Source organism: Kineococcus aurantiacus (assembly GCF_013409345.1).
Lineage (GTDB): Bacteria > Actinomycetota > Actinomycetes > Actinomycetales > Kineococcaceae > Kineococcus > Kineococcus aurantiacus.
This window is the reverse complement of the sequence record NZ_JACCBB010000001.1, coordinates 3,837,003-3,861,917: the sequence shown is the minus strand read 5'-3', so window position 1 is coordinate 3,861,917 and position 24,915 is coordinate 3,837,003. Positions and strand designations below refer to the sequence as shown.

The 24,915-nt window shown below is 74.4% G+C and carries 29 protein-coding genes; 6 read left to right on the top strand and 23 right to left on the bottom strand.

The genetic code is table 11. The features are described 5' to 3' along the window. The first annotated feature begins 7 nt into the window (after positions 1–7). Entirely contained in the window at positions 8–1,051 is a 1,044-nt protein-coding gene (locus BJ968_RS18565; protein WP_179754343.1) for a substrate-binding domain-containing protein, read from the top strand. Here the strand turns inward: BJ968_RS18565 and BJ968_RS18560 are convergent. Beyond that, a complete protein-coding gene (locus BJ968_RS18560; RefSeq protein ID WP_179754341.1) occupies positions 1,026–2,435 on the bottom strand; it encodes an aromatic amino acid lyase in 1,410 nt (469 codons plus the stop codon). The two genes, BJ968_RS18565 and BJ968_RS18560, sit on opposite strands and share 26 nt — an antisense overlap. Beyond that, a complete protein-coding gene (locus BJ968_RS18555; protein WP_179754339.1) occupies positions 2,432–3,811 on the bottom strand; it encodes a serine hydrolase in 1,380 nt (459 codons plus the stop codon). The genes BJ968_RS18560 and BJ968_RS18555 overlap by 4 nt, the downstream gene beginning before the upstream one ends. Positions 3,812–3,999: 188 nt before the next feature. Between BJ968_RS18555 and BJ968_RS18550 the strand changes: the two genes are divergently transcribed. After that, positions 4,000–5,631 carry an ABC-F family ATP-binding cassette domain-containing protein gene (locus tag BJ968_RS18550; protein ID WP_425491520.1) on the top strand — a complete coding sequence of 544 codons (1,632 nt, stop codon included), beginning with the start codon at positions 4,000–4,002 and terminating at the stop codon, positions 5,629–5,631. Between the two features lie 15 nt (positions 5,632–5,646). Here the strand turns inward: BJ968_RS18550 and BJ968_RS18545 are convergent, their stop codons facing one another. Genes BJ968_RS18545 through BJ968_RS18535 form a run of 3 tightly spaced genes read right to left on the bottom strand, consistent with a single transcriptional unit; the run spans position 5,647 to position 8,309 of the window. Beyond that, complete coding sequence (locus BJ968_RS18545) at positions 5,647–6,609, bottom strand: co-chaperone YbbN (RefSeq protein ID WP_179754336.1); 963 nt, start codon at positions 6,607–6,609, stop codon at positions 5,647–5,649. A 24-nt stretch (positions 6,610–6,633) separates the two neighbouring features. Continuing rightward, positions 6,634–7,662 (bottom strand): DUF8094 domain-containing protein, encoded by a 1,029-nt coding sequence (locus tag BJ968_RS18540; protein ID WP_179754334.1) that lies wholly within the window; start codon positions 7,660–7,662, stop codon positions 6,634–6,636. Beyond that, on the bottom strand, positions 7,659–8,309 hold the full coding sequence (locus BJ968_RS18535) for a hypothetical protein (RefSeq protein ID WP_179754332.1): 651 nt from the start codon (positions 8,307–8,309) through the stop codon (positions 7,659–7,661). The genes BJ968_RS18540 and BJ968_RS18535 overlap by 4 nt, the downstream gene beginning before the upstream one ends. Before the next feature lie 238 nt (positions 8,310–8,547). On the opposite strand from BJ968_RS18535, the gene BJ968_RS18530 reads away from it, so the two are divergent. Beyond that, on the top strand, positions 8,548–9,000 hold the full coding sequence (locus BJ968_RS18530; RefSeq protein ID WP_179754330.1) for a DoxX family membrane protein: 453 nt from the start codon (positions 8,548–8,550) through the stop codon (positions 8,998–9,000). A gap of 24 nt (positions 9,001–9,024) precedes the next feature. On the opposite strand, the gene BJ968_RS18525 is transcribed toward BJ968_RS18530, so the two are convergent. Then, positions 9,025–9,366, bottom strand: coding sequence for a thiamine-binding protein (locus BJ968_RS18525; RefSeq protein ID WP_179754328.1), 342 nt, complete (start codon positions 9,364–9,366; stop codon positions 9,025–9,027). 118 nt (positions 9,367–9,484) lie between these two features. Here BJ968_RS18525 and BJ968_RS18520 point away from each other — a divergent pair, with 118 nt between their 5' ends. After that, entirely contained in the window at positions 9,485–10,579 is a 1,095-nt protein-coding gene (locus BJ968_RS18520; protein ID WP_179754326.1) for a coiled-coil domain-containing protein, read from the top strand. Here the strand turns inward: BJ968_RS18520 and BJ968_RS18515 are convergent, their stop codons facing one another. Genes BJ968_RS18515 through BJ968_RS18505 form a run of 3 tightly spaced genes read right to left on the bottom strand, consistent with a single transcriptional unit; the run spans position 10,580 to position 12,648 of the window. Then, positions 10,580–11,287, bottom strand: coding sequence for an alpha/beta hydrolase (locus BJ968_RS18515; protein ID WP_179754324.1), 708 nt, complete (start codon positions 11,285–11,287; stop codon positions 10,580–10,582). Next, on the bottom strand, positions 11,280–12,338 hold the full coding sequence (locus BJ968_RS18510) for a beta-eliminating lyase-related protein (RefSeq protein ID WP_218885157.1): 1,059 nt from the start codon (positions 12,336–12,338) through the stop codon (positions 11,280–11,282). The genes BJ968_RS18515 and BJ968_RS18510 overlap by 8 nt, the downstream gene beginning before the upstream one ends. Before the next feature lie 22 nt (positions 12,339–12,360). Beyond that, positions 12,361–12,648, bottom strand: coding sequence for a hypothetical protein (locus BJ968_RS18505; RefSeq protein ID WP_179754322.1), 288 nt, complete (start codon positions 12,646–12,648; stop codon positions 12,361–12,363). 191 nt (positions 12,649–12,839) lie between these two features. Between BJ968_RS18505 and nucS the strand changes: the two genes are divergently transcribed. Further along, on the top strand, positions 12,840–13,535 hold the full coding sequence (gene nucS / locus BJ968_RS18500) for an endonuclease NucS (protein ID WP_179754319.1): 696 nt from the start codon (positions 12,840–12,842) through the stop codon (positions 13,533–13,535). Here the strand turns inward: nucS and BJ968_RS27180 are convergent. Then, on the bottom strand, positions 13,487–13,888 hold the full coding sequence (locus BJ968_RS27180) for an STAS domain-containing protein (RefSeq protein ID WP_425491587.1): 402 nt from the start codon (positions 13,886–13,888) through the stop codon (positions 13,487–13,489). The genes nucS and BJ968_RS27180 overlap by 49 nt on opposite strands. A 336-nt stretch (positions 13,889–14,224) precedes the next feature. On the opposite strand from BJ968_RS27180, the gene BJ968_RS18490 reads away from it, so the two are divergent. Next, positions 14,225–14,560, top strand: coding sequence for a hypothetical protein (locus BJ968_RS18490; RefSeq protein WP_179754315.1), 336 nt, complete (start codon positions 14,225–14,227; stop codon positions 14,558–14,560). Here the strand turns inward: BJ968_RS18490 and BJ968_RS18485 are convergent. From BJ968_RS18485 to BJ968_RS18425, 13 genes are all read right to left on the bottom strand, one after another. Beyond that, positions 14,557–15,009, bottom strand: coding sequence for a DUF2550 family protein (locus BJ968_RS18485; protein WP_179754313.1), 453 nt, complete (start codon positions 15,007–15,009; stop codon positions 14,557–14,559). The two genes, BJ968_RS18490 and BJ968_RS18485, sit on opposite strands and share 4 nt — an antisense overlap. 16 nt (positions 15,010–15,025) lie before the next feature. Next, on the bottom strand, positions 15,026–15,301 hold the full coding sequence (locus BJ968_RS18480) for a F0F1 ATP synthase subunit epsilon (RefSeq protein ID WP_179754311.1): 276 nt from the start codon (positions 15,299–15,301) through the stop codon (positions 15,026–15,028). Further along, positions 15,301–16,761, bottom strand: coding sequence for a F0F1 ATP synthase subunit beta (gene atpD / locus BJ968_RS18475; RefSeq protein WP_179754309.1), 1,461 nt, complete (start codon positions 16,759–16,761; stop codon positions 15,301–15,303). The genes BJ968_RS18480 and atpD overlap by 1 nt, the downstream gene beginning before the upstream one ends. Before the next feature lie 59 nt (positions 16,762–16,820). Further along, positions 16,821–17,729: a F0F1 ATP synthase subunit gamma gene (locus BJ968_RS18470; protein ID WP_179754307.1), complete on the bottom strand. Its 909-nt coding sequence runs from the start codon at positions 17,727–17,729 to the stop codon at positions 16,821–16,823. A 56-nt stretch (positions 17,730–17,785) separates the two neighbouring features. Then, positions 17,786–19,444: a F0F1 ATP synthase subunit alpha gene (gene atpA / locus BJ968_RS18465; protein ID WP_179754305.1), complete on the bottom strand. Its 1,659-nt coding sequence runs from the start codon at positions 19,442–19,444 to the stop codon at positions 17,786–17,788. Positions 19,445–19,530: 86 nt separating this feature from the next. After that, positions 19,531–20,358 carry a F0F1 ATP synthase subunit delta gene (locus tag BJ968_RS18460; protein ID WP_179754303.1) on the bottom strand — a complete coding sequence of 276 codons (828 nt, stop codon included), beginning with the start codon at positions 20,356–20,358 and terminating at the stop codon, positions 19,531–19,533. Beyond that, entirely contained in the window at positions 20,358–20,924 is a 567-nt protein-coding gene (locus BJ968_RS18455; protein ID WP_179754301.1) for a F0F1 ATP synthase subunit B, read from the bottom strand. The genes BJ968_RS18460 and BJ968_RS18455 overlap by 1 nt, the downstream gene beginning before the upstream one ends. Positions 20,925–20,972: 48 nt before the next feature. Then, a complete protein-coding gene (gene atpE / locus BJ968_RS18450) occupies positions 20,973–21,197 on the bottom strand; it encodes an ATP synthase F0 subunit C (RefSeq protein WP_012084391.1) in 225 nt (74 codons plus the stop codon). 65 nt (positions 21,198–21,262) lie between these two features. Continuing rightward, positions 21,263–22,051 carry a F0F1 ATP synthase subunit A gene (gene atpB / locus BJ968_RS18445; protein WP_179754299.1) on the bottom strand — a complete coding sequence of 263 codons (789 nt, stop codon included), beginning with the start codon at positions 22,049–22,051 and terminating at the stop codon, positions 21,263–21,265. Positions 22,052–22,139: 88 nt separating this feature from the next. Beyond that, positions 22,140–22,376: a hypothetical protein gene (locus BJ968_RS18440; RefSeq protein ID WP_179754297.1), complete on the bottom strand. Its 237-nt coding sequence runs from the start codon at positions 22,374–22,376 to the stop codon at positions 22,140–22,142. Further along, positions 22,373–22,810, bottom strand: a complete 438-nt coding sequence (locus BJ968_RS18435; protein ID WP_179754295.1) for a Cg1360 family ATP-synthase-associated protein — start codon at positions 22,808–22,810, stop codon at positions 22,373–22,375. Before BJ968_RS18435 ends, BJ968_RS18440 begins: the two co-directional genes overlap by 4 nt. Positions 22,811–22,953: 143 nt before the next feature. After that, a complete protein-coding gene (locus BJ968_RS18430) occupies positions 22,954–24,120 on the bottom strand; it encodes a glycosyltransferase family 4 protein (RefSeq protein WP_179754293.1) in 1,167 nt (388 codons plus the stop codon). After that, on the bottom strand, positions 24,117–24,866 hold the full coding sequence (locus BJ968_RS18425; RefSeq protein ID WP_179754291.1) for an L-threonylcarbamoyladenylate synthase: 750 nt from the start codon (positions 24,864–24,866) through the stop codon (positions 24,117–24,119). The genes BJ968_RS18430 and BJ968_RS18425 overlap by 4 nt, the downstream gene beginning before the upstream one ends. Positions 24,867–24,915: the final 49 nt, after the last annotated feature.

Genomic DNA, 24,915 nt, shown 5'->3' with positions numbered 1-24,915 from the left:
TTCAGCCGTGCCGAGGGACTCGCGCAGGACGCTGCAGGACGTCGCGGACGCGGCGGGGCTGTCCCTGGCGGCCACGTCGTACGCCCTGCGCGGCACGCGCGGCTCGGCGGCCACCATCGAGCGCGTCCAGGCCCTGGCCCTCGAGCTCGGCTACCGCGTCGACCCCATCGCCCGCGCCCTGGCCAGCGGCCGCACCGGCACCGTCGGGATCAGCGGCTCGCTGCGCGACCTGTGGCAGCAGGACCTGTCCGTCCAGCTCACCCGCGCCCTGCGGACCCTGGACAAGGACGCCACCATCGCCGACGCCGACGCCGACCCCCGCACCGAGCAGCGCGTCGTGGAGCGGTTCGCCGCCCAGCGCGTCGACGGCGCCCTCGTCTCCCCCGTCGACCCCTCCGCGGAGTACTGGCGGCTGCTCGACCCCGCCACGGCCGTCGTCTCCCTCGGCGACGCCCTCACCGCCCGCCCCGGCAGCGGCGCCGTCCTGTTCGACAACCGGTTCGGCATCGGCCAGGTCCTGGACCACCTGCGCGGCCTGGGGCACCGGCGCGTGGCCCTGCTCACCCCGTCGCTGCCCACCACGCCCGGGCGCCCGGCCGAACGGCTCGCGGTGGAACTGGCCGCACCGCGCGGGATCGACCTGCTGGTCGTCCCGTCCCCCGCCTCCCCCGTGGCCGCCGCCGAGGCCGCCGCCGGGGTCCTCACCGCCACCGACCGGCCCACCGCCGTGTTCTGCCTGTCCGACTCCCTCGCCTTCGGCGTCTACCGCGCCGCCGCGGACCTCGGCCTGCGCGTGCCCGACGACGTGTCCGTCGTCGGTTTCGACGACCACCAGCTCGCCGCGCTCGTGGCCCCCGCCCTCACGACGGTCTCCTGGGACGAGGACGCCATCGTCGCCGCGGCCGTCCAGCAGTTCCTGGCCCTCGAGAGCACCGGCCGGGGCACCGGCCCGGCCCCCGACCCGGCCCCCGAGCCCGTCGTCTTCCGCCCCCACCTCGTCGTGCGGGGCTCCACGGGCGCGCCCCTCAGGGCCGCGCGAGCAGGTCGGTGAGCACCTCCACGTCCCGGCCGTAGGGACGGTCGGCCACGTCGTCGCCCAGCGCCGCGGCCACCGCGTCGAGGAGCTCGGCGGCCTCCCCACCCACACCGCCCGGGCCCCCGCGCAGCAACCGCGCCCGGTGGACCGCGAGGAGCTCCACGGCCAGCACCTCGCGCAGCCCGTCCGTCACCTCCGCCAGGCACTCGGCCGCCTCCAGCCCGAAGCTCTGCACGTCCTCCTGGCCCAGGGACGTCTCCACCGCCCCCGGCAGCGCCGGGACGGCGAAGCGCCGCAACCGGTGGGCCACCCCGACGGCCCGCTTGTGCACCGCCACCAGACCGGCCTGCGCGCCGGGTTCGGGCGACAGCTGCGCGGGCAGCCCCGTGCAGCGCGGGTCCAGGGCCCGGTGGGTGCGGGCCACGGACGTGTCGGCCACGTGCAGCAGCGCGGCGGCCAGCGCGTCGGAGTCCGCGGCCAGCTCGGTGCCGGCGAACCCCGCCGTCCCGGTGAACCCCCCGCCCAGGAACGCCGGGGAGTCGGTGACCCCCTCCAGCGCCCGGTCGGCGGCCGCGGCCAGGGCCCGCACCCGGCGGCGGGCCACGGCCAGCGCGACCGGGGCCACCCGCACCGAGACCGGGGCCTGCAACCCGTGCACCGCGGGGGCCGGGCGCAGCTCCCGCAGCCGGTCGTGGACGGCGCCCAGGTCGTCGTCGCCGCGCGCGAGCCCGGGGACGAACGGGTCGGGGCTGGCGCGCAGCACCTCCGCGCTCGCCGCGAGCACCACCTCGCAGCGGTCCAGCAGCCGCGCGGCGTCGCGCACGGCGACGGTCGCCAGGGCGGTCGCGACCGGGACCCCCTCCAGGACCGCGATGCCCTCCTTGGCCCCGAACGCGAACGGGCCGGCGCGGCGGCCGTCGAGGGTGGCGCCGGCGCCCAGCAGGACCGCCCCGACGTGAGCCAGCGGGATGATCTCCCCCGCCGCCCCGTTGCCGCGCCGCGGCACGCAGGGGTGGACGCGCTCGTCCAGCAGGGACGCCAGCCGGGCGCACAGCTCCGCCGACACCCCCGCCTCGGGGTGCAGGAACGTGCGCAGCCGCACGGCGAGGACCGCGCGCGACTGCTCCACCGTCAGCCAGGGCGCCGAGCCCACGGCCCGGCCCACCACGAGGTTGCCCTGGTGGGCGGCGCGGGCGCGGGCGTCGAGGGCGACGCCCGCCATCGCGCCCGTGCCGGTCGTCACGCCGTACACCGGCCCGCCCTCCTCCAGGGCGGCCAGCACCGCCGACCGGCGGTCGCGGACGGCCGCCAGCAGCGCGGGAGCCAGTCCCACCGGGGCACCGGCCGCGACCTCCAGGACCGCGGCCCGGTCGAGGTCGGCGCCCCGGTGGACGATCACGCGGGCCGGCGCAGGACCGACAGGGCCGGCCCGTGCAGCGGGGAGGTCTCCCACCGGGCCCGGAACCGCTCCCCGTCCAGTTCCAGGTGCAGCAGGTGCGGGGTCTCGGCGAACCGGACGTCGACGCGGGAACCGCCACCGGAGACCGACAGCGGCCCGGAGTCCTCCCAGGCGCCGTGGCCGACGCGCGCGGTGAGGACCTCACCGGAGTCGTGCAGCGCCAGTTCCCCGCCCGAGAGCACCACCCGGGTCAGCGAGGCCGGTTCGCTGCCGGGGGCCGCGGTGAACTCCCCGTCGGCCACGGCGGGACCGTCCACCGGGGGCAGCGCCAGCGCCGACAACCTGCGGGCCAGGGCCTCGTCGTGCGCGGCCGCGTCCTCGGGCAGCTGCGCCCCCAGCGCCGGCAGCAGGTGCTCCCAGGCCGCGTCCAGCACGGCCTGCATGTCCGGGCTCTGGGAGGTGATGGCCACGACGGTGTCCTGCTCGGGCAGCACGACGCAGAACTGCCCGTACGCGCCGTCCCCGCGGTAACCGTGCCGCGCGACCCAGAACTGGAAACCGTAGCCCTGCTGCCAGTCCGGGTTGTCGTTGAAACTGGCGTTGTCGATGTGCGACCGGGTCGCCTCGGACACCCAGCTCCCGGGCAGGAGCTGCCGCCCCTCCCAGGAACCGTTCTGCACGTACAGCTTCCCGAGCTTGGCGATGAGCTCGGTGGGGGCGTGGAAACCCGACCAGCCCAGTTCGCGCCCCTGCCCGTCGCGCAGCCAGCCCAGGGTCGACGGGTCGACCCCGAGGGGTTCGAGCAGCCGCGGCCGCAGGAACTCCAGGAGCCCCTGCCCCGACGCGCGCTGCACGATCGCCGACACCGCGAACGTGCACGGCTGGTTGTAGCAGAACAGGGTCCCGGGTTCGGCGTCCGGGCGGATCTTCAGGAAACCCCTCACGAGGTCCCCGTCGGGGTCCTGCGCGGCCCGGTCCAGGGTCTCCTCGCGGTGCCCGCTGGCCATGTTCGCGACGTGCCGGACGAGGATGCGGCGCGACCGGTCGTCGGTGACCTCGGCGTCGAACTCGGGGAAGTACGACAGGACCGTCGCGTCGAGGTCCACCAGACCCTCGGCGACGGCGAACCCCAGCGCCGTGGAGGTGAAGCTCTTCGACAGCGAGTACAGCAGGTGCGGCCGGTCGGGCCGGAACGGCGCCCACCAGCCCTCGGCCACGACGTCGCCGTGGCGCACGACGACCAGGCTGTGGGGTTCGACCCCGGGGATGTTCTCCAGGGCGTCCACGAAGGACGCGATGCCGCGCGCGTCGACGCCCCGGGAGGACGGCGCGCTGCGGTGCAGGGGGACTTCTGCGGTGGTGGCCTCGGTGCTCACGCCAGCGACTCTAGGACCCGGCCCCGCGAAAAGGGGTTGCGGGTCCGCAGCGGGCGGACGCACGCTCGGGGGGTCCCGTCCCCGACCGAGGAGCCGCTGCGGTGCTCAGCTGACGTGCCCCGAACCCCTGGACCCCCGCTCGTCCCGAGCCCGGGTCCGCTCGGCGTACGTCACGCGAAGGAACCCACGTGCCCACCACGGCCAGGACCACCACCTCCCTCTCCCTGCGGGGCGTCTCCAAGGGCTACGACCACGTGTCGGTCCTGGAGGGCCTCACCCTCACCCTCACCCCGGGCGTCGTGACCGGCGTCGTCGGCGAGAACGGCTGCGGCAAGTCGACGCTGCTGCGCGTCCTCGCCGGTGTCGAACCCGTCGACGCCGGGCGCGTCGTGGCCACCGCCGACGGCGGCCTCGGCCACCTGCCGCAGGACGCCGGCGCCCCCTCGCGCACCGCCGTGGGCGCCGTCCTGGACGCCGCCCTCGCCGACCTCACGGCGCTGCGGACCCGGATGCGGGACCTCGAAGCGCTCATGACCGGCCCGGACGCCGCGTCCGTGCTCGCCGAGTACGGGGACCTGCAGACCGCCTTCGAGCTGCGCGGCGGGTACGAGGCCGACACCCGCCTGGAGCAGTCCCTCGCCGGTCTGGGGCTCCCCCGGCTCGACCGCGACCGCGAGGTCGGGACGCTGTCGGGCGGGCAGCGGTCCCGGCTGCACCTGGCCGCGCTGCTGGCCGCCGGGCCCGAGGTGCTGCTGCTCGACGAACCCACCAACCACCTCGACGCCGCCGCCGTGCGGTGGCTGGAGGACCACCTGCGCTCGCGCACCGGGACGACCGTCGTCGTCTCGCACGACCGGGACTTCCTCGACGCCGTCGCCCGCGAGCTCGTCGAGGTCGACCCGCACCACGAGCACGGGGTCGCCCGCTACCCCGGCCCCTACGCGGACTACCTGCTGGCCAAGGCCGCCGAGCGCCGCCGCTGGGAGCAGGCCCGCGCCGGGTGGGAGGCCGAGGTCGAGCGGCTGCGCACGACGGGCGACGTGCAGGCGCGCGACGTCAACCACGCCCGAGCCCGCAAGGACAACGACAAGATGCAGCACGACTACAGGGGCGAGCGGGTCCAGGAGTCGATCGCGGCGCGCGTGCGGGCCAACGCCGAGAAGCTGCGGCGGCTGCAGGAGGCCGAGGTCCCCCGGCCGCCGGAGCCGTTGCGTTTCACCGCTCCGCCCGGGGCGTCGGGGCGGCGCGGCGGGCTGCGCGCCGAGGGCGTCGGCGTCACCGGCCGGCTGGCCCCGGTCGACGTCCACCTCGGCCCCACCGACCGGCTGCTCGTGACGGGCCCGAACGGCGCGGGCAAGTCGACGCTGCTGGAGGTCCTCGCCGGGACGCTGGCCCCGGGCACCGGGACGGTCCGCCGCCGCGGACGCGTCGGGCTGCTGCGCCAGGACCCGGCGACCGACCACGGCGGGCGGACGGTGCTGGCCACCTTCGCGTCCGGGCGCGCCGGGAGCGCCGAGGAGCACGCCCGGACGCTCCTGCGCACGGGGCTGTTCGACCGCGAACGCCTCGGGGTGGCCGTCGGCAAGCTGTCCACGGGCGGCCGGCGGCGGCTGGACCTGGCCCGCCTGCTGGCCGACCGGCACGACGTCCTGCTGCTGGACGAGCCGACGAACCACCTGGCCCCGCAGCTGGTCGAGGAGCTGGAGGCCGCTATCGACGCCTTCGCCGGCGCGGTCGTCGTCGTCAGCCACGACCGCCGCTTCCGGCGGACCTTCCGCGGCGACGTGCTGGAGCTGGGGGCCTGGGGAGCCGGGGCCTGAGGAGCCGGCCCGGCCTCAGAACAGGGCGCGGGTGAGCGCCTGGCGGGCCTTGACCACGCGCGGGTCGGTGGCGCCGACGACGGCGAACTGGTCCAGCAGGTGGGTGCGGGCGGCGTCGCGGTCCTCCCCGGCGGTGCGCTGCACGATCTGCAGCAGCCGGTTGAAGGCGTCCTCGACGTGCCCGCCGACGAGGTCGAGGTCGGCCACGACGATCTGGGCGGCCACGTCGTCGGGGGCCGCGGCCGCCGCGGCGCGCGCCTGCTGCAGGTCGACACCGGCCACCCGCCGCAGGACCGCGACCCGGGCCAGGCCCTCGGTGGCGGCGCTGTCGCGGGGGTCCTGGGCCAGGGCCCTGCCCCAGGCCGCGGCGGCCCCGTCGAAGTCGCCGGCCTCGACCGCGGCCAGCGCCTCGGCGTGCAGCGGCGGCAGGGCCGGGGCGGCGGGCTCCTCGGCGGCGCTCACCGCGGCCTCGACCCGGCCCGTGACGCCGTTGGCCTCGGCCACCCGCAGGACCTCCTCCAGCACCGGGCGGATCTCCTCGGCGGTGGGGTAGGAACCGGTGAACAGCGGGATCGGCTGGCCCTTGACGATGGCCGCCACCAGCGGGATCGCGCGGGCCTGCAGGGACTGCACGAGCGACTGGGCCAGGCCCGGCTCGGCCTGCGCGTCGACGCGCCCGAGCAGGAACGCGCCCGCGTACTCCTCGGCCAGCACCTGCAGGGCCTCGGCGCCCTGGTCGTAGCCCTCGGCCCACAGGTCCAGGACGAGCGGGACCTGCACCGACCCCTGGACCAGCTCGGCGAAGGTCTCCTCGGTGACGTCGACGACGAACGGCGACGACGGGGCCGCGGCGTCGGGGTCGGCCGCCGCGCGGCGGGCGACCTCCTCGCGGCGGGTGTTGCGCGCCGCGAGCGCCCCGAGGTCCACCGCTCCGCGCAGGTTGAGCTTGCCGCCGGGAGGAGTGGGCTGGGAAGTCATGGCGGACACCCTCTCACGAGCCCGTCAGCTCGCCGTGACGCGCACCAGGCCGCTCTCGACGGCGACGGCCTGCACCGTTCCCTGCCCCGGCGGGACGGCGAAGACGACGACGCTCTGGCGCTCCACGGCGGTCGTGCGGCCCTGCGCCCGGCCCGCGAGCGCCGCGAAGGCCGGTTCGAGGGTGCCGCTGGTCGCGCCCGGCGGGATGGTCAGCGTCGTGGTCCAGGTGTACCCGGCGACGACGAGCGCGCCGCCCTCGCGGGTGCGCACGGCCAGGACGCCGTCGGGCAGCACCGAGCGCTCCTGGGTGAAGGTGCCGCCGGCGCCCTGGACGGCGGCGGTGTCGGCGGCCACGGCGGACCGGACGCCGTCGCGGTAGCCGTCGGGGCCGAACTCGCCGGCGTGGGGGCTGTCGTCGCCGGCGGTCAGCACGTCGGCGTAGTGCTCGGCGACGGCGCGGGGGCTCAGGGGCAGGTTGGTGCCCTCGTCGTCGGCGACGACGGCGACGCCGTCGGCGGGTGCGGCGAGCGTGGGCAGGGAGGCCCCCGGCAGCAGCGAGGGCGTGGCCCACGCGGTGTAGGGCTCGCGGGCCGAGGCCGAGCGGAGGACCACGAGCGAGGGCGAGCGGTCGGCGCCGGGGGCGGTGACGGTCGCGAACCAGCGCGGGAAGTCCCGCGTGCGGGGCAGGATCGAGGTCAGCGGCGTGAAGTCGTCGGCGCCGTTGGTGGTCGGCGCCTGCGCCCCGGCGGCGGCGACCGCGTGCGCGGCGGTGCGCAGGGCCAGCTCGGGTCCGCTGACACGGGCGGCCAGGGCGGCGGGGTCCGCGGTGGCCGGGTCGGCGCCGGCCTGCAGGACGGCGGTGGCGGCGGCCACGACGCGGGTGGCCTGGACCGGCTCGACGGCCAGCGGCTGCCGGTCGGTGGGGGCCGGGGCCGTGGTGGTGGGCAGCCGGGCGCACCCGGCGAGCAGGACGGTCCCGGTCAGGGCCAGCGCCAGGGACCGGGTCGTGACCCGGGCGGAGCGGGCCCGGGCGAAGGGGGTCCGGCGGGTCACGCGCGCCTCCGGGCGGTCGGGGTGCGGCGGTCCAGGACGGCGCCCACGGCGCCCAGCAGCGCCAGGACGCAGCCGGCGACGAGCAGCGGCACCCCGCCGGGGTGGGTGGCGGCCGGACCCGCGGCGTGCCAGCTCAGCCGCACCTCGGAGGGGGCGGGCGCGGTGCCGTCGGTGGCGGCGAGCAGGACGAGGCCACCGGCGTCGGCGAAGTCGCCGTCGGAGGCGGTGGGCCAGGTGAGGGCGGCGGACCCGTCGCCGGTGGCGCTGGCGAGCCAGAGGTCGGCGGTGCGGGGGTCGGCGGCCGCGCCGGTCCCGGTGCGCGTCGTCGCCGCGGTCGGCTCGTCGAGGTCGCCCCCGACGGAGGTGAGGGTGGTGCGCCCGGCGTCGCCCAGCCAGGCCGTGACGTCGTCGGCGCGGGCGACGGCGAGGAAGACGCCGGTGCCGGGGGCGGCGGTGGCGCCCAGCCGGACGTCGGGCCCGGACAGCTCGAGCAGGCCGGGGGCGCTGACGACGGCGACGCCGGGGTCGGCCGCGCGGGCGGTGACCTCGATGCGGTCGGCGGGGGCCAGGACGGTCAGCAGCGCCGCACCGGTCAGACCGCACCCCAGGCCCACCACGAGGAGGAGCCGGGCGACCAGGCGTCTCACGTCGGGGTCCTCCGCGTCGGGGGTGGGGTACGGGGGCACACCCTAGGGGGTGCCCGTCGCGGGCTCCCCGCCCGCGCACGGCCCGTGACCGGCCCGGGACCGGGTGTCGCGGGTGTGGCGCAGGACACGCCGTCCGGGTGAACCGGCGCCCGGGGCACCTCCGTGGTGGGGGTGCACCTCGTGCCCGCCCGAAGAGCCCGGACCCCCGGCGCTCCCTCCCGACGCAGAGGAGAACACCGTGACCACCACGACGACCACCGCCCGCACCGACCGCCCCCGCGTCGCGCGCACCAGCCCGGCCGCCTCGGTGGGGCTGCTCCTGCTGCGCCTGGCCGCCGGCGCCCTGCTGCTGGTGCACGGCGTCCCGAAGCTGCTCGAGCCCGCCACGGCGACCGGGATGGCCGCCTCCCTCGGCGTGCCCGCCCCCACGGTCCTCGGCTGGCTCTCGATCCTCGGCGAGGTCGGGCTCGGCGGGCTGCTCCTGCTGGGCCTGGCCACCCGGGTGGCCGGCACGCTGCTGCTCGTGCAGATGGCCGGCATCTGGCTGCTGGCCCACGCCCCCGACGGCTTCCTCGTCCAGGGTCAGGTCAACGGGGAGAACGCCCTGCTGTTCGCCGCGCTCGGCCTGGCCCTGGCTTTCACCGGCGCGGGCCGCGTCAGCCTCGACGGGCTGCTGACCCGCCGCCGCTGACCGGAGCGGGTGGGCGGGCCGGGGTCACTGACCCCGGCCGGCCTCCCCCTGCGCCCGCTCGACGGCGGCCTCGAGGCGGTCCAGCTTGCCCGTCATCTCCCCCGTGCGACCGGGCCGGACGTCGGCCTTGAGGACCAGGGAGACGCGCGTGCCGTGCCGGCCGGCGGCCTCGGTGGCGCGCCGGACGACGTCCATGCACTCGTCCCACTCGCCCTCGATGGTGGTGAACATCGAGTCGGTGCGGTGCGGCAGCCCCGAGGAGCGCACGACGAGGACGGCGTCGGCGACGGCGGCGCTGACGGAGTCGGGCTCGCCGCCGACGGGGGCGGGACCACCGGACGGGGCGACGGAGAAGGCGACGATCACGGCCCGACGCTACTCCGGTCCCGGTCCGGTCCCGTGTCCCCGCCGGGCCCGGGGGTCCGGCGCGGTTACGCTGCGCTCAGTCCCTTCCCGCCCCCTCGTACCCGCCGGAGGTCCGCCGGTGTCCACCGACTCCCACGACGCGTTCAGCATCGTCGTCCGCGGCTACGAACGCAGCCAGGTCGACGCGCGCCTCAAGCACCTCGAGGAGGCCGTCGCCGAGGCCCGCGCCCGCGTCGCCCAGCGCGACCACGAGCTGCGCCAGGCCGAGGAGAAGCTCGCCGACGCGCACAAGGAGCTGCGCGAGCACGAGAAGCCCTCCTACGCCGGCCTCGGGGCCCGCATGGAGAAGCTGCTGCGCCTGGCCGAGGACCAGTCCTCGGAGATCCTGCGCTCGGCCCGCCGCGACGCCGACCGGCTGCGCGAGGAGGCCCGCGCGGAGGCCTCGGCGACCCGCGCCCAGGCCGACGAGGACGCCCGCCGCCGCACGGGCGAGGCCAGCCGCGACGCCGAGGAGATCGTCTCGCGGGCCAAGCACCAGGCCGACGGGATGGTCGACGCCGCCCAGCGGACCGCGGCCGAGCTGACCGCCGCCGCCCACCGGCAGGCCGACCAGCTCCTGGCCTCCGCCCAGCACGAGAGCGCCGAGTCGATCGCCGCGACCGAGCGGCAGGTGGCGGCGCTGCGCACGCAGGCCGAGCGCGAGGTCATCGAGCTGCGCTCGTCCACCGACGCCCGCGTCCGCGAGCAGGAGCTGGCCCTGGCCGCCGCCCGCGAGCAGGCCGCCGAGGAGGACCGGCAGCGCCTGGAGGTCGCCGCGGCCCGCACGGCGGCCCGCATCGCCGAGGCCGAGCAGCGCGCCGCCGAGGCCGAGGAACGCGCCCGGGAGGCCGTGGAGGCCGCGGAGGCCATCCGCGCCGACGCCATCGCCCAGGCCGCGCTGCGGGCCGAGACCGCGCGCCGGGAGTCCGACGAGCTGCTGTCCGACGCCCGGGCCCGCGCGCAGGCCATGGTGGAGACCGCGCGCGAGCAGGCCGAGCGCTCGCGGGCCGGTGCCCAGTCCGAGGTCGACGAGCTGATGTCGCAGCGCGACCAGATCACCGACCAGCTCGACGACCTGCGCGGGCTGCTGGGCCTGGCGCCGAAGCTGCCGGCCCGCCCGGTGGAGGAGGTCCTCGACGTGCGCGAGGGCCAGCCGGTCGAGCAGGCCGGCTAGTCAGTACTCCGTCGGCAGGGGTGAGCGCGCGGGGTTGACCCGCGCGACCACCTCGTCGAGGACGCGGCGCACGGAGGCCTCCCCCACCCACAGGTGCTTGGCGCCGGCGACGGGCACGACCTCGGCCTGGGTCAGCGGGGCGAACCGCTCCACCGCCTCGGCCGGGCGCAGGAAGTCGTCGAGCTCGGGCACGAGCGCGGTGACGGGCCGCCCGGTCCCGGCCCAGGCCTCCAAGTCCTGCGGGGTGGACCAGCGCAGCGGCGGCGAGAGCAGGATCAGCCCCTCCACGAGCGGGTCGCGGCCGTGGACGAGGGCGAGGTCGGTGCCGAAGGACCAGCCCAGCAGCCACACGTGCGGCAGGTCGCGGAACTCGGCGAACTCCAGGGCCGCGGCGACGTCGAACCGCTCGCCGCGGCCTTCGTCGAAGCTGCCGCCGCTGCGGCCGCGCGGCGACTGCGTCCCGCGGGTGTTGAAGCGCAGGACGGCCAGATCGGCCAGGGCCGGCAGCCGGTTGGCGGCCTTGCGCAGCACGTGGCTGTCCATGAACCCGCCGGCGGTGGGCAGCGGGTGCAGCGTCACCAGGGTCGCGACGGGGTCCCGCTCGGCGGGCAGGGCGAGCTCGCCGACGAGGGTCAGCCCGTCGGCGGTGTGCAGCTCCACCTCCTCCCGGCGCGCGGGCAGCACCGTGCCCGAGGTGATCTCAGGCACCGGCGATCTCCTCGGCCAGGACCTTGCCGAACGCCTCGACGTCCTCGGCGGTGGTGTCGAAGCTCGCGACGAGGCGCACCTCGACGAACCCGGCCGAGAAGTGCGGGTCCCACACGTGGAACGGCACGCGCGCGGCGGCGCGCTCGGCGACCTGCGGGGCGAGCTCGGCGAAGACGGCGTTGGCCTGGACGGGCCGGGTCACCCGCGCGCCGGCGGCGCTCACGGCCTCGGCCAGGGCCCGGGCCGCCCCGTTGGCCGCCGAGGCCGTGCGCCACCACAGGTCGCCGCCGAACAGGGCCAGCAGCTGGGCGGAGACGAAGCGCGTCTTCGACGACTGCTGCATCGAGGGCTTGACGAGCCGGTGCAGCGCCAGCCCGAACGCCTCGCGCACGACGACGGCCTCGGCGAAGCCCCCGCCGTTCTTGGTGCCGCCGAGCGAGACGGCGTCGACGCCCAGGTGCGTGGTCAGCTCGCCGGGCCCGGTGCCCAGGGAGACGGCCGCGTTGGCCAGCCGGGCGCCGTCGACGTGGACCCGCACCCCCAGGTCGTGGCTGACGCGCACCAGGTCGCGCAGCTGGTCCAGGGAGTACGTGGTGCCCAGCTCGGTGCTCTGGGTCAGCGTCAGGGCACCGACGGGGGCGCGCATGGGGTTGTCGGCGGCCTTGACGGCCCGCTCGACGTCGGCGGGGTCGACGAGGCCGTCGACGGTGGGCAGCGCGGTCACCTTCGCGCCCGCGACGTGCTCCAGGCCGCCGGCCTCGTCGTGCACGACGTGGGCCTGGTCGGAGGCCAGCACCGACTCCCAGCGCCGGGTCAGGGCCTGCAGGGCCACGACGTTCGCGCCGGTCCCGGTGAGGACGACGGCGCTGTCGGTGCCGGGGCCGAAGCGGGTGCGCAGGGACTGCGCGAGGGCCCGGGTGTACGGGTCGCCGCCGTAGCTGGGCACGTGCCCGCCGTTGGCCGCGACGACGGCGGCGAGGACCTCCGGGTGCATCCCGGCGGCGTTGTCGCTGGCGAACCCGCGGACCTCGGGGTCGTGGAGGGTGCTCACCCGGGCACGCTACCCGGCGCCCCTACCGCCGCCGCCCCCGGGCGGAGAAGCAGGAGCGGTGCCAGTGCCGGCGCTCGCTGGCCCCGTCGGCGGGGCTGAACGTGCCCCGGGCGGGCCACACGACGAGGTGGGGCGTGCCGGGGAGGATGTCCTGGAAGCAGCCCGGGCACGTGTACGTCTTGGTCGAGGACGTGCCGCGCAGCTCCCGGACGACCCAGTCGCCGTCGGGACCGGACACCGTGCGGTCCACGCCCGCGCCCAGCGGCGCCCGCGGCGGCGGGTCGGGGCGGCGGCGGTTGGAGCGGGGCACGGCGCCATGCTCGCAGAGACGGGCCGGACGCACTGCCGGGCGGTGCCGCGGTGGTGTCCCCTCCACACCACCGTGGCCACGCCCGGTTCGACCGGTAGTCGTCGTGGCCGCGCGATTCGTTACACCGCTGCTCCGGGCAGCTGCGGCCGGTCGCTCGGGGCGCGCGCCGCGGGTGCGTAAGCTCGCCCCTCGTGCGTCTCGTCATCGCCCGCTGCTCCGTCGACTACGCGGGCCGGCTCACCGCCCACCTGCCGCTGGCGACGCGGCTGCTCATCGCGAAGGCCGACGGCAGCGTCCTCGTGCACTCCGACGGGGGCTCGTACAAGCCGCTGAACTGGATGAGCCCGCCCGCCCGGCTGACCATCGCGGTGCCCGAGGAGGAGCAGCGGGAGGCCGGCGTCGTGGAGACGTGGACGGTCCAGCACACCAAGACCGACGACCGGCTCGTCGTGTCCATCCACGAGGTCCTGCACGACAGCGAGCACGAGCTGGGGGTCGACCCGGGCCTGGTCAAGGACGGCGTCGAGGCGCACCTGCAGAAGCTGCTGGCCGAGAACATCACCACCCTCGGGCAGGGCTGGACGTTCGTGCGCCGGGAGCACATGACGGCCATCGGGCCCGTGGACATCCTCGCCCGCGACCCGCAGGGCCGGTCCGTGGCCGTCGAGATCAAGCGGCGCGCGGAGATCGACGGCGTCGAGCAGCTCACGCGCTACCTGGAGCTGATGAACCGGGACCCGCTGCTGGCCCCCGTGACCGGCGTCCTGGCCGCCCAGGAGATCAAGCCCCAGGCCCGGACGCTGGCGACCGACCGGGGCATCCGGTGCGTGGTGCTGGACTACGACGCCTTGCGGGGCATCGACGACGTCGAGTCGCGCCTGTTCTGAGCGCTCTCCCGCGGGCGCAGGATCGCCTCGGCCCGGGCCCGGCGCAGGACCTGGCGCTCGGCGTCGGTGGCCGCCGCCGGGCCGGTGGCCTCGTCGAGGAGCAGCACCCGGTGCAGCCGCGTGACCCGCAGCAGCCGCAGCGCGGGCGGCGGGACGTCGCGCAGGACCAGGCGGCGCCCGGTGCGCTGGGCGCGCCGGTGGGCCCCGACGAAGACCCCCAGGCCCGTGGCGTCCGCGACGACGATCTCGTCGACGTGGACGACGAGGTCGCCGGTCCCGCGGTCCACGGCCGCGTGCAGGGCTGCCCGGACGTCGGGCACGGTGTGCACGTCGAGCCGGCCCGCGACGTGCACGACCTGCCCGCGGACCTCCTCGTCGACGTGGGCCGGTCGCCCGGGTGCCGAGCGCGCGGCCCGGCGGGCCGCGACGTCGTCGGCTGCGCTGGGCGCGCTGTCGATCGTCATCTGTTCCTCCCCCGAGGACGCCGGTCGTGATCGTGTGATCGTCACCGGTAGGACGCAGAGGACCTGCTCCCGGTTGCACCCCGGTGGTCACGAGGTGCGCGTGACGGCTGGGGGTGCTGGGGCGGCCGATCGCCTGTGAGCACACTCTGCCACCAAGCGGTACCGCTGCGTGGTCACTTGAGGCGCCGTTGCCGAAAGGTGACCTGCGGGGAGGACAATGCGGGGATGCAGGACTGGGGCAGCTTCTCGTACGCGTTCGGACCCGTCGTCGCGTTCGTGGCCGTCGGCCTGCTCGTGCTGCTCCTGCGCTGGACGTACGCGCGCGGCAAGTCCGTCGTCGAACGCCGGCCCGAGCGCGGCGGCGAGCAGGACTACGGGCTGCTGGAGGTGGTCGCGGCTCCCCCGACGTTCGTCGAGGCCGAGGTGCAGCGGCGCACCCTCGTCGACGCGGGCATCCGCGCCACGCTGGCCCCCACGACCGAGGGACCCCGCGTCATGGTCTTCCCCACCGAGGCCGGCCTGGCCCGGCAGATCCTGGCCCAGGGCCGCGGGAAGAGCTAGGCGACGTTGACGCCCTGCCCCGGCGGGGCGGACTCCAGCCAGCTCGCGAACCCCGTGTAGGCGTCGCGGCCCATGGCGAACTCGATCTCCTCGCCCAGCCCGTCGACCTCCAGGCGGCACTCCACGATCATCGCTCCGGGCTGCACTGCGGCCAGTTCGCTGCCCTCGGCCTCGCGGAACAGCGAGACCGTCAGCGCCCGCCGCGCATAGGTGCACGACGGGCGCGGGGACAGCGAGAAGGTGCGGTACCAGTCGAGGCGGTCGGTCTCGTAGCGCGCGACCCCCAGGGCCCAGCGGCGACGAGCGCCCCGCACCTGCCGGATCGAGCAGTCGAAGGTGCCCAGCCGCGACGTCAGGCGCCGCCGGCGCGCCACGACGGCCACCAGCAGCACGAGCAGAGCGACGGCGCACGCGCCTGCGATCTCCAGGGAGAGCAGGACCTCGTGCACCGTCGCTCAGCCGTCCTCAGCGCGCGCCGGAACCCGCGGTGACCTCGACCTGCTCGGCGACGATCGTCACCTTGTCGTGGTCCACCGAGAAGAACCCACCGGTGACGGTGGCCGTGACACCCTCCGAGCCGGAGCCGGAGATGGCCACGTCACCGGGGGCGAGGATGGCCAGGATCGGCTCGTGGCCGGCCATGATGCCGATGTCGCCCTCGGCGGTGCGCGCCCGCACGAGCGTCGCCTCGCCGGACCACACGGAGCGGTCCGCCGCGACGAGTTCTACCTGCAGAGCCATCAGGCGGTTTCCTTCTGGATGCGCGCCCAGTTGCGCTCGACGTCCTCGAGGCCACCGACGTTGAAGAAGGCCTGCTCGGCGACGTGGTCCAGCTCGCCGTCGGCGATCTTGGAGAAGCCCTCGATCGTGTCCTTCAGCGGCACGGTCGAGCCGGAGACGCCGGTGAACTTCTCGGCCATGTAGGTGTTCTGCGAGAGGAACTGCTGGATGCGGCGAGCACGGCTCACCGTCAGCTTGTCCTCCTCCGACAGCTCGTCGACACCCAGGATCGCGATGATGTCCTGCAGCTCCTTGTTCTTCTGCAGGATCTGCTTGACGCGCACCGCGGTGTTGTAGTGGTCGGCCGAGATGTACAGCGGGTCCAGGATCCGCGACGTCGAGGTCAGCGGGTCCACGGCCGGGTACAGACCGCGCGAGGCGATCTCGCGCGACAGCTCGGTCGTGGCGTCCAGGTGCGCGAACGTCGTGGCCGGCGCCGGGTCGGTGTAGTCGTCGGCGGGGACGTAGATCGCCTGCAGCGAGGTGATCGAGTGACCGCGGGTCGAGGTGATGCGCTCCTGGAGCACACCCATCTCGTCGGCCAGCGTGGGCTGGTACCCCACGGCCGAGGGCATGCGGCCCAGCAGCGTGGAGACCTCCGAACCGGCCTGGGTGAACCGGAAGATGTTGTCGATGAACAGCAGCACGTCCTGCTTCTGCACGTCGCGGAAGTACTCCGCCATCGTCAGCGCCGACAGCGCCACCCGCAGGCGGGTGCCCGGCGGCTCGTCCATCTGACCGAAGACCAGAGCGGTCTTGTCGAAGACGCCGGCCTCGGCCATCTCGGCGATCAGGTCGTTGCCCTCACGCGTGCGCTCACCGACCCCGGCGAACACCGACACACCACCGTGGTCCTGCGCGACGCGCTGGATCATCTCCTGGATGAGGACGGTCTTGCCGACGCCCGCACCGCCGAACAGGCCGATCTTGCCGCCCTGGACGTACGGGGTGAGCAGGTCGATGACCTTGATGCCGGTCTCGAACATCTGGGTCTTCGACTCCAGCTGGTCGAAGGCCGGGGCCTTGCGGTGGATCGGCCAGCGCTCGGTGACCTCGAGCTTCTCGCCCTCCTCCAGGTTCAGCGCCTCGCCGATGGCGTTGAACACCTTGCCCAGGGTGACGTTGCCGACGGGCACCGAGATCGGCGCGCCGGTGTCGACGACGGCCGCCCCGCGGACCATGCCGTCGGTCGGCTTCAGGGAGATGGCGCGGACCATGTTGTCGCCCAGGTGGGAGGCCACCTCGAGGGTGACGGTGGTGGTCTCGCCACCCATGGTCACCTCGGTCGTCAGGGCGTTGTTCTGGTCCGGCATCGCGTCGGCCGAGAACTCGACGTCGACGACGGGCCCGATGACTCGGGCGATGCGGCCGGTCGCACCCTTGCTGGTGCTGGTGGGCGCTTCGTTGACGGTGGCGGTCATGTCGCTCCTCGGGCTTCCTTCGTCGAGTGAGTTCTTCGTGAGGTGGTGGGGGCCGCGCGTCAGGCGCGCGAGCCGGAGGAGGCCAGCGCGTCGGCGCCGCCGACGATCTCGCTGATCTCCTGGGTGATGTCCGCCTGGCGGGCGTTGTTCGCCAGCCGGGTCAGCTTCTTGATGAGCTCGTCCGCGTTGTCGGTCGCGCTCTTCATGGCCCGCTGACGGGCGGCGAGCTCGGAGGCCGCGGCCTGCAGGAGGCAGTTGTAGATCCGGCTGTTGACGTACTGCGGCAGCAGCGCGTCCAGCACGGCGTCGGCGCTCGGCTCGAACTCGTAGAGCGGCTGCAGGTCCCCGCCGGCAGGCGCCTCGACGCCCTCGACGACCTCCAGCGGCAGGAGCCGGATGACCCGGGGCTCCTGCGTCACCATGCTCACGAAGTGCGTGTACACGACGTGGATCTCGTCGATGCCGCCCTGGTCGGCGTCGGCCGCGAAGTCGGCGATCAGGCGGTCACCGATCTCCTTGGCGTCCGCGTAGGACGGCGAGTCGGTGAACCCGGCCCAGGAGTCGACCACGGTGCGGCGGCGGAAGTTGTAGAACGCCGCCGCCTTGCGGCCGACCAGGTACGGGGCGACCTCCTTGCCCTCCGAGCGCAGGGCCGCGGTGAGCCGCTCGCCCTCGCGCAGCACGGAGGAGGAGTACGCCCCCGCCAGCCCGCGGTCGGACGACAGCAGCAGCAGGGCCGCGCGCTTGACCTGGGTCTTCTCGGTGATCAACGGGTGGTCGAGCGAGGAGTTCGACGCCGCCGCCGACACCGCGCGGGTCAGCGCCCGCGCGTACGGAGTCGACGCGCGCACGTTCGCCTGCGCCTTGATGATGCGCGACGCCGCGATGAGCTCCATCGCACGAGTGATCTTCTTGGTCGCCTGGACCGAGCGGATCTGCCGCCGGTAGGCCCTCAGCTGGCCTGCCATGTCCTGCTCCTCTTCCTTGCTCCGCTCGGTCCTTCGTGACTGCCGGGTGGAGCGCCTCAGCCGCGAGCGGCCGTGGCCCCGCCCTTGCGCGTGGTGATCTGCTCCTGCGTGATGTCGTCCGCGTCGGTCGCGCCGAGGTCCTCGTCGGCCGGCACCGCGGACTCGGTGGCGCCCGAGGTGAACTGCGGCTTGAAGGCGTCGATGGCCTTCTTCAGCTCGTCCTTGGCGCCGTCCGAGAACTGCTTCGTCTCGCGGATGCCCCGCATCAGGTCGGCGTGGTTGCGCTTGACGTGCTCGAGGAACTCGCGCTCGAAGCGGGAGACGTCCTCGACCTCGACGGAGTCGAGCTGACCCGTCGTGCCGGCCCAGATCGAGACGACCTGCTCCTCGAGGGAGAAGGGCGTGTACTGCGGCTGCTTGAGCAGCTCGACGAGGCGCGCGCCCCGGGCGAGCTGGTTGCGCGAGGCCTGGTCGAGGTCCGAGGCGAACATCGCGAACGCCTGCATCGACCGGTACTGGGCCAGGTCCAGCTTCAGCGTGCCCGAGATGCCCTTGATGGCCTTCGTCTGGGCGGCACCACCGACGCGGGACACCGAGATGCCGACGTCGATGGCCGGACGCTGGTTCGCGTTGAACAGGTCCGACTGCAGGAAGATCTGGCCGTCGGTGATGGAGATGACGTTGGTCGGGATGTACGCCGAGACGTCGTTGCCCTTGGTCTCGATGAACGGCAGACCCGTCATCGAGCCGGCACCGAGCTCGTCGGACAGCTTCGCGCAACGCTCCAGCAGGCGGGAGTGCAGGTAGAAGACGTCACCGGGGTAGGCCTCGCGGCCCGGCGGGCGGCGCAGCAGCAGCGACACGGCGCGGTAGGCCTCGGCCTGCTTGGACAGGTCGTCGAAGACGATGAGGACGTGCTTGCCGGCGTACATCCAGTGCTGGCCGATGGCCGAGCCGGTGTACGGGGCGAGGTACTTGAAGCCGGCCGGGTCGGAGGCGGGGGCCGCGACGATGGTCGTGTACTCCATCGCGCCGGCCTCCTCCAGCGAGCGCTTCACCGAAGCGATCGTGGAGCCCTTCTGGCCGATGGCGACGTAGATGCAGCGGACCTGCTGCTTGGGGTCGCCCGAGGCCCAGTTGGCCTTCTGGTTGATGATCGTGTCGATCGCGATGGCGGTCTTGCCGGTCTGGCGGTCGCCGATGATCAGCTGACGCTGGCCGCGGCCGACCGGGATCATGGCGTCGATGGCCTTGATGCCGGTCTGGAGCGGCTCGCGGACCTCCTGGCGCTGCACGACCGTGGGGGCCTGCAGCTCCAGGGCGCGGCGGGTCTCGGCCTCGATCGGCCCGAGGCCGTCGATCGGCGCACCCAGCGGGTCGACGACGCGGCCCAGGAAGTTGTCACCGACGGGGACGGAGAGGACCTCACCCGTGCGGTGGACCTCCTGGCCCTCCTCGATGCCGGCGTAGTCGCCCAGGACGACGACACCGATGTCCCGGACATCGAGGTTCTGCGCGAGGCCGAGGGTCCCGTCCTCGAAGCGCAGCAGCTCGTTCGCCATGACCGAGGGCAGGCCCTCGACGTGGGCGATCCCGTCGCCCGCGTCGGTCACGCGGCCGACTTCCTCACGCGCGGCGGTACCGGGGTCGTACGACGCCACGAAGGCGTCGAGAGCGTCCCGGATCTCCTCCGGGCGGATGGTCAGCTCGGCCATGGAAGCCCTGCTCTCCTTCTCGGGTCCTGCGGTTCTCGAAGTCCATTGTCCCCCCGCGCGGCGCGGGGGGCGGTGTTGAGTCGGCGTCAGCCGGCGAGGCGGCGGCGGGCGTCCTCGAGGCGGGTCAGGATCGACCCGTCGATGACGTCGTCCCCGACGCTGATGCGCAGCCCACCCACGAGGTGCGGGTCGACGTCGACGTTGAGGCGGATCGGCCGGTCGTACTGGCGCGAGAGCGAGGCCGCCAGGCGGTCGCGCTGGACCTCGGTCAGCGGCGCGGCGCTCACGACGTGGGCGACGAGCTGGGACCGGCGCGCGGCCACGACCTCGACCCAGTCCTCCAGCACGCGTTCGGCGCGCAGCCCGCGGGGGGCCACGGCCGCGCGACGGACCAGCTGGACCGTCTCGGGCACCGCTCGGTCGAGCAGCAGCCGGGAGACCAGCGAGGCGCGGTTGGCGTCGGGGGCGGTGCGGTCGGCGAGCGCGTCGCGCAGGGCGGGGTTGCCGGCGATCGTCCGGGAGAACCGGAAGAGCTCGTCCTCCAGCGCGTCCAGGTGCCCCGACCGCTCGGCCTGCATCACGACCGCCACGACGGCGAGCCGCTCCGTGGCGTCGGACAGGTCGCGCCCGGCCGTCCACCGCGCGGACGCCAGGGCGACCAGCGTCCCGACCGCGGCCGGGCTGATCTTCCCGGTGAACGTGGCGTGGATGAAGGCGGCCTTGGCCGTGCCCTCGCGGGACGGGTCGGTCAGCGCGCGGCGCAGGCCGACCGAGGAGTCGAGCAGGCTGGTGACGGCGAAGAGGTCCTCACCGGTCCGGCCCGCGTCGGCCCCCTCGGCGGCCAGCTGCGCCTCGAGCACCTGCTGCGCGGCGGCGAGGCTCGCCTTCGCGACGCCGGAGTCGAGCTCGCTCATCAGCGCCTCGCCCCGGCCTCGGACCGCTCGAGCTCGGCCAGGAACCGGTCCACGACACCGCTCTGGCGAGCGGGGTCCTGCAGCGACTCACCCACGATGCGCGATGCCAGGTCGGTCGCCAGGCGACCCACCTCGGCGCGCAGCTGCGCGGTGGCCTGGGCGCGCTCGGCCTCGATGGTCGTGCGCGCCGCGGTCGTGATGCGCTCGGACTCGGCCTGCGCCTGCTCGCGCATCTCGGCGAGGATCTGCGCACCCTGCTGGCGCGCCTCCTCGCGGATGCGGTTGCCCTCGGCGCGGGCGTCCGAGAGCTGGGCCTTGTACTCCTCGAGGGCGGCCTGGGCCTCGGCCTGGGCCCTCTCGGCCTTCTCGACGTTGCCCTCGATGGCCGCGCGCCGTTCCTCGTACATGGCTTCGAGGCGCGGGACGACCTTCTTGGCGACGACGATCCAGATGATGATCGCGAAGATGATCCCGACGATCAGCTCCCCCAGGTGGGGAAGGATCGGGTAGATCGGGTCGCCCTCGACGGTCTCTTCACCGGCGGCGGCGAAGACTGCTGCGAGCACGTTTCCTCCTTCGGGCTAGGGCGACGGCGGTCGGATCAGCCGGACTGATCAGCCGTTGGGGTTGGTGCCCGAGAAGACGAAGGCGAGCGCGATGCCGAAGATGGCGAGCGCCTCGGCGAGGACGAAGCCCAGGATGGCGATGCTCTGGAGCATGCCGCGGGCCTCGGGCTGACGAGCCGCGCCGTTGATGTAGGCCGCGAAGATCAGGCCGATGCCGATGCCCGGGCCGATGGCGGAGAGACCGTAACCGACGATGGCGAGGGAGCCGTACATGGTCCTCTGTCATTCCTTTCGTAGCCGAAGCGCAGGTCCGCGCCCCGGGTTCTGGGTGGGGCGGGTCAGTGGTCGTCAGCGAGGGCGCTGGCGATGAACGTGGCGGCGAGCATCGTGTAGACGTACGCCTGGAGGAACTCGACGAAGAGCTCGAAGAGGGTGAGCGCGAAGGCCATGGCGATCGTCGGGATGCCCACGAGCTTCAGGCCCAGGCCACCTTCGAGGAACATGTGCTCCGCGCCGGTGATGAACAGCACGAGGATGAGGTGGCCGGCGAACATGTTGCCGAACAGCCGCAGGGTGATCGTCACCGGCTGGATGACGACGATCGAGAGGACCTCGAGCAGGAAGACCAGCGGGACGATCGGCTTGGGCAGGCCGTGCGGCACGACACCGGCGAAGTAGGCCGCGAAGCCCTTCTTCCGGATCCCGACGAAGTGGTAGGTCAGGTACAGGAAGATCGTCAGCGCCAGCGGGAAGGCGATGCGCCCCATCGTGGGGTACTGGATCGGCGGGATGACGCCGAACAGGTTGTTCACGAGGATGATCGAGAAGAACGTGAACAGCAGCGGGACGAACTTCAGGAACTCCTTGGAACCGATGATGTCCCGGCCGATGGAGTTGCGGACGAAGCCGTAGGCGGCCTCGACGACCATCTGCTTCTTGCCCGGCACCACCGACAGGCGCTTGGTGCCGGCCAGCAGCAGCCAGGTGATGAGCACCGCCGACAGCGCGAAGACGATGGCCGGACGCGTGATGGCGAACGGACCGCTCCCGATCAGCGGCTGCCAGAAGATGCTCTGGTCGGGCGCTTCGTACGCGCTCTCCGCGGCAGCCAGCAGGGGCAGGCTCACGTCAACTCCTCCGTGCGAACTTCATCGTGGGTACGGGGCCGGCGGCCGGCCGCGTGGCCCTGCGAACAAGTGGTCGAGCGTCCCGCGGTCAGTGCGTACCGTACCGGAGCCACACGTAGTACAAAGTCAGCGCCTTGCCGACGACCAGGCCGATGCCCACGACGAAGTGGGTCCCGAGCAGGTGGTCGACGCCCCAGCCGGCCAGCGCCCCCAGGAGCGCGCCGGAGATGAGGTACGACGTCACGCTCCAGGCGACCTTCTCGGTGATGCCGTTGCCGGCGTCGGTCGGCACCTCGCGGGGGGCGGCGGGCTCGACGGCGCTCACCTGCGGTCCCCGTCCACCATGAAGACCGGGATGCGCAGCTTCGTGAAGGCGCGCAGCTCCGCGGCCAGCCAGACCACGGCGGTGATGATGACGGTGAAGCCCAGCGCCGGGCCGGAGATGCCGTCGACGCGCGTCAGCAGCAGCATCGCGACCCCCAGCAGCACGATCTTCACCGAGTAGACGACCATCGCCGTCAGCATGATCATGTGCGGGTTCCTCGCGGTGACCTTGCGCATGACGACCAGCCGCGCCCCGAAGAACGCGATGACGATCGCCCCGCCGATCAGCGACGACAGACCCGCCGGGAGGCCCTTCCAGACCGCCGCGACCGCGACGCAGGCGAGCGCGACGACAGCCGTCACCCGCGACGCGCGGCGCAGCAGGAGGCCGAAGGCCTCGGCGGCCTGGACCCCTGCGTCGGTGCTCGTGCTCACGGGATTCTCTTTCGTCGTCGGTGGGTCGTCCGGTGGGACAGGCCTATCGGCGGCAGCCCCGGACTCGGGTGGAACCGGGGAGACTTCGTGAAAGCTATCACGAGCCGCAGGGTCTCCTACGCCGCGTCGTTCGCCGTCCGGGCTCACGTGCGCGACGCTTCGGGGGGTGCGGGTTCACGGTCCGCGCCGGTCTGGTCGCTCACGGGCTCCACGGTGGGCCGTCCGCGGCGCCAGTACAAGGGCAGGAACGTCAGCGCGAGCACGAGGCAGCCCGCGGCGAAGGCCACGGCGAGCGCCTGGGTCAGCGGCAGGAAGGCCGACGTGGCCGCCCCGAAGCTCAGGAACGCGGCCCAGGAGTACATGACGAGCACCGCCACCCGGTGCGAGTGCCCCATCTGCAGCAGCCGGTGGTGCAGGTGCTTCTTGTCGGGGTGCCAGAACGCCTTGCCGGCCCGGGTGCGGCGCACGACGGCCAGCAGCATGTCGCTGAACGGCACGAGCAGCACCGCGATGGGCAGCAGCAGCGGGAAGAAGGCCGGGGCGATCTTCTCGGCCGCGACCGTCCCGGGGTCGACCGTGCTCGTCGCGGCGATGGTCGAGCTCGCCAGGAGCAGGCCCAGCAGCATCGAGCCGGAGTCGCCCATGAAGATGCGCGCCGGGTGGGCGTTGTGCGGCAGGAAGCCCAGGCACACCCCGACGGTGATCGCGGCGATGAGCGTGGCCAGGGAGGAGAAGTCGTCGGGGACGCTGCCGCGCTGCAGCGCGTAGGAGTAGCCGAAGAAGGCGATCGCGCCGATGCCGACGATGCCCGCCGCGAGGCCGTCGAGACCGTCGACGAAGTTCACGGCGTTCACCGAGACCACCACGACGAGGATGGTGATGACCATCATCGTCCGCCCCGACAGCAGCGTCACCCCGCCGATGGGCAGCTGCAGCAGGCTCACGCCCTGCCAGCCCATGATCCCCGCGGCGAGCACCTGACCGGCCAGCTTGGTGACGGCGTCGAGCTGGACGATGTCGTCGGCGACCCCGACGGCAACGACCACCGCGGCGCCGACCAGGACCCACAACGGGCCGGGGTCGGTGTCGAACACGCGGGACAGGAACGGGATGCGGCTGGAGACCAGGAGCGCGGCGCCGGTCCCCAGCAGCATGGCCAGCCCCCCCAGGCGCGGGATCGGCACGGTGTGCACGTCCCGGTCGCGCAGGGGGGTGACCGCGCCGACGCGCTGGGCCAGGCGCCGCACCAGGGGCGTCGTCAGGTACGTCACGGCCGCGGCCACGACGATGACGAGCAGGTAGGCCCTCATCCGCTCGCGGCCCCTGACCGCTCCGCGCCCCCGGTGGGCTCGGTGGGCTCGCCCGCGGGGGGGACCTCGGCGGGGGCTCCCGCGGCGGTCTGCGGCTCCTCCGGCTCGACCCAGCCCTTCGGCACCGCGGCCCGCAGCTCCGCCTCGCTGATCGCGCCGACGCGCACGACGCGCAACGGCCCGTCGGAGGCGTCGACGATGGTCGAGGGCGCCCCCTTCGGGCTGGGCCCGCCGTCCAGGTACACCCGCACGGACTCGCCGAGCTGGTCGACGGCCTCCTGCACGAGCGTCGCGGCCGGCTGCCCGGACTTGTTGGCGCTCGAGACGGCCATCGGGCCCGTGCGCTTGAGCAGCTCCAGGGCCACCGGGTGCAGCGGCATCCGCAGGGCGACCGTGCCGCCCGTCTCCCCCAGGTCCCACGTCAGGGACGGCTGGGCGCGGCAGATGATCGTCAGCGCACCGGGCCAGAAGGCGTCGATGAGCTCGCGCACCGCGAAGGGGATGGAGCTCGCGAGCCCGTCGATGGTGCGGGTCTCGGGCACCAGGACCGGCGGCGGCATGTCCCGGCCGCGGCCCTTGGCCTCGAGTAGCCGCTTGACGGCGGCGGGGTTGAACGCGTCGGCGCCGATGCCGTACACGGTGTCGGTCGGCAGCACGACGACCTCGCCGCGCTTGACGGCGTTGTGCGCGGCCGACAGGCCGCGCTCTCGGATGATCGGGTCAGCGCAATCGAACGGGGGCCTCACGGGGGAGAGTCTGGCACCGTCCCGGCGTGTCGTGAGGACGGCCTGCCCC

Excerpts from the sequence above, each read along its gene's own strand:
- BJ968_RS18545 (WP_179754336.1), bottom strand. The coding sequence starts at position 6,609 with ATGACTTCCCAGCCCACTCCTCCCGGCGGCAAGCTCAACCTGCGCGGA.
- BJ968_RS18490 (WP_179754315.1), top strand. The coding sequence starts at position 14,225 with ATGCAGGACTGGGGCAGCTTCTCGTACGCGTTCGGACCCGTCGTCGCG.
- BJ968_RS18480 (WP_179754311.1), bottom strand. The coding sequence starts at position 15,301 with ATGGCTCTGCAGGTAGAACTCGTCGCGGCGGACCGCTCCGTGTGGTCC.
- atpD (WP_179754309.1), bottom strand. The coding sequence starts at position 16,761 with ATGACCGCCACCGTCAACGAAGCGCCCACCAGCACCAGCAAGGGTGCG.
- BJ968_RS18470 (WP_179754307.1), bottom strand. The coding sequence starts at position 17,729 with ATGGCAGGCCAGCTGAGGGCCTACCGGCGGCAGATCCGCTCGGTCCAG.
- atpA (WP_179754305.1), bottom strand. The coding sequence starts at position 19,444 with ATGGCCGAGCTGACCATCCGCCCGGAGGAGATCCGGGACGCTCTCGAC.
- BJ968_RS18460 (WP_179754303.1), bottom strand. The coding sequence starts at position 20,358 with ATGAGCGAGCTCGACTCCGGCGTCGCGAAGGCGAGCCTCGCCGCCGCG.
- atpE (WP_012084391.1), bottom strand. The coding sequence starts at position 21,197 with ATGTACGGCTCCCTCGCCATCGTCGGTTACGGTCTCTCCGCCATCGGC.
- BJ968_RS18430 (WP_179754293.1), bottom strand. The coding sequence starts at position 24,120 with ATGAGGGCCTACCTGCTCGTCATCGTCGTGGCCGCGGCCGTGACGTAC.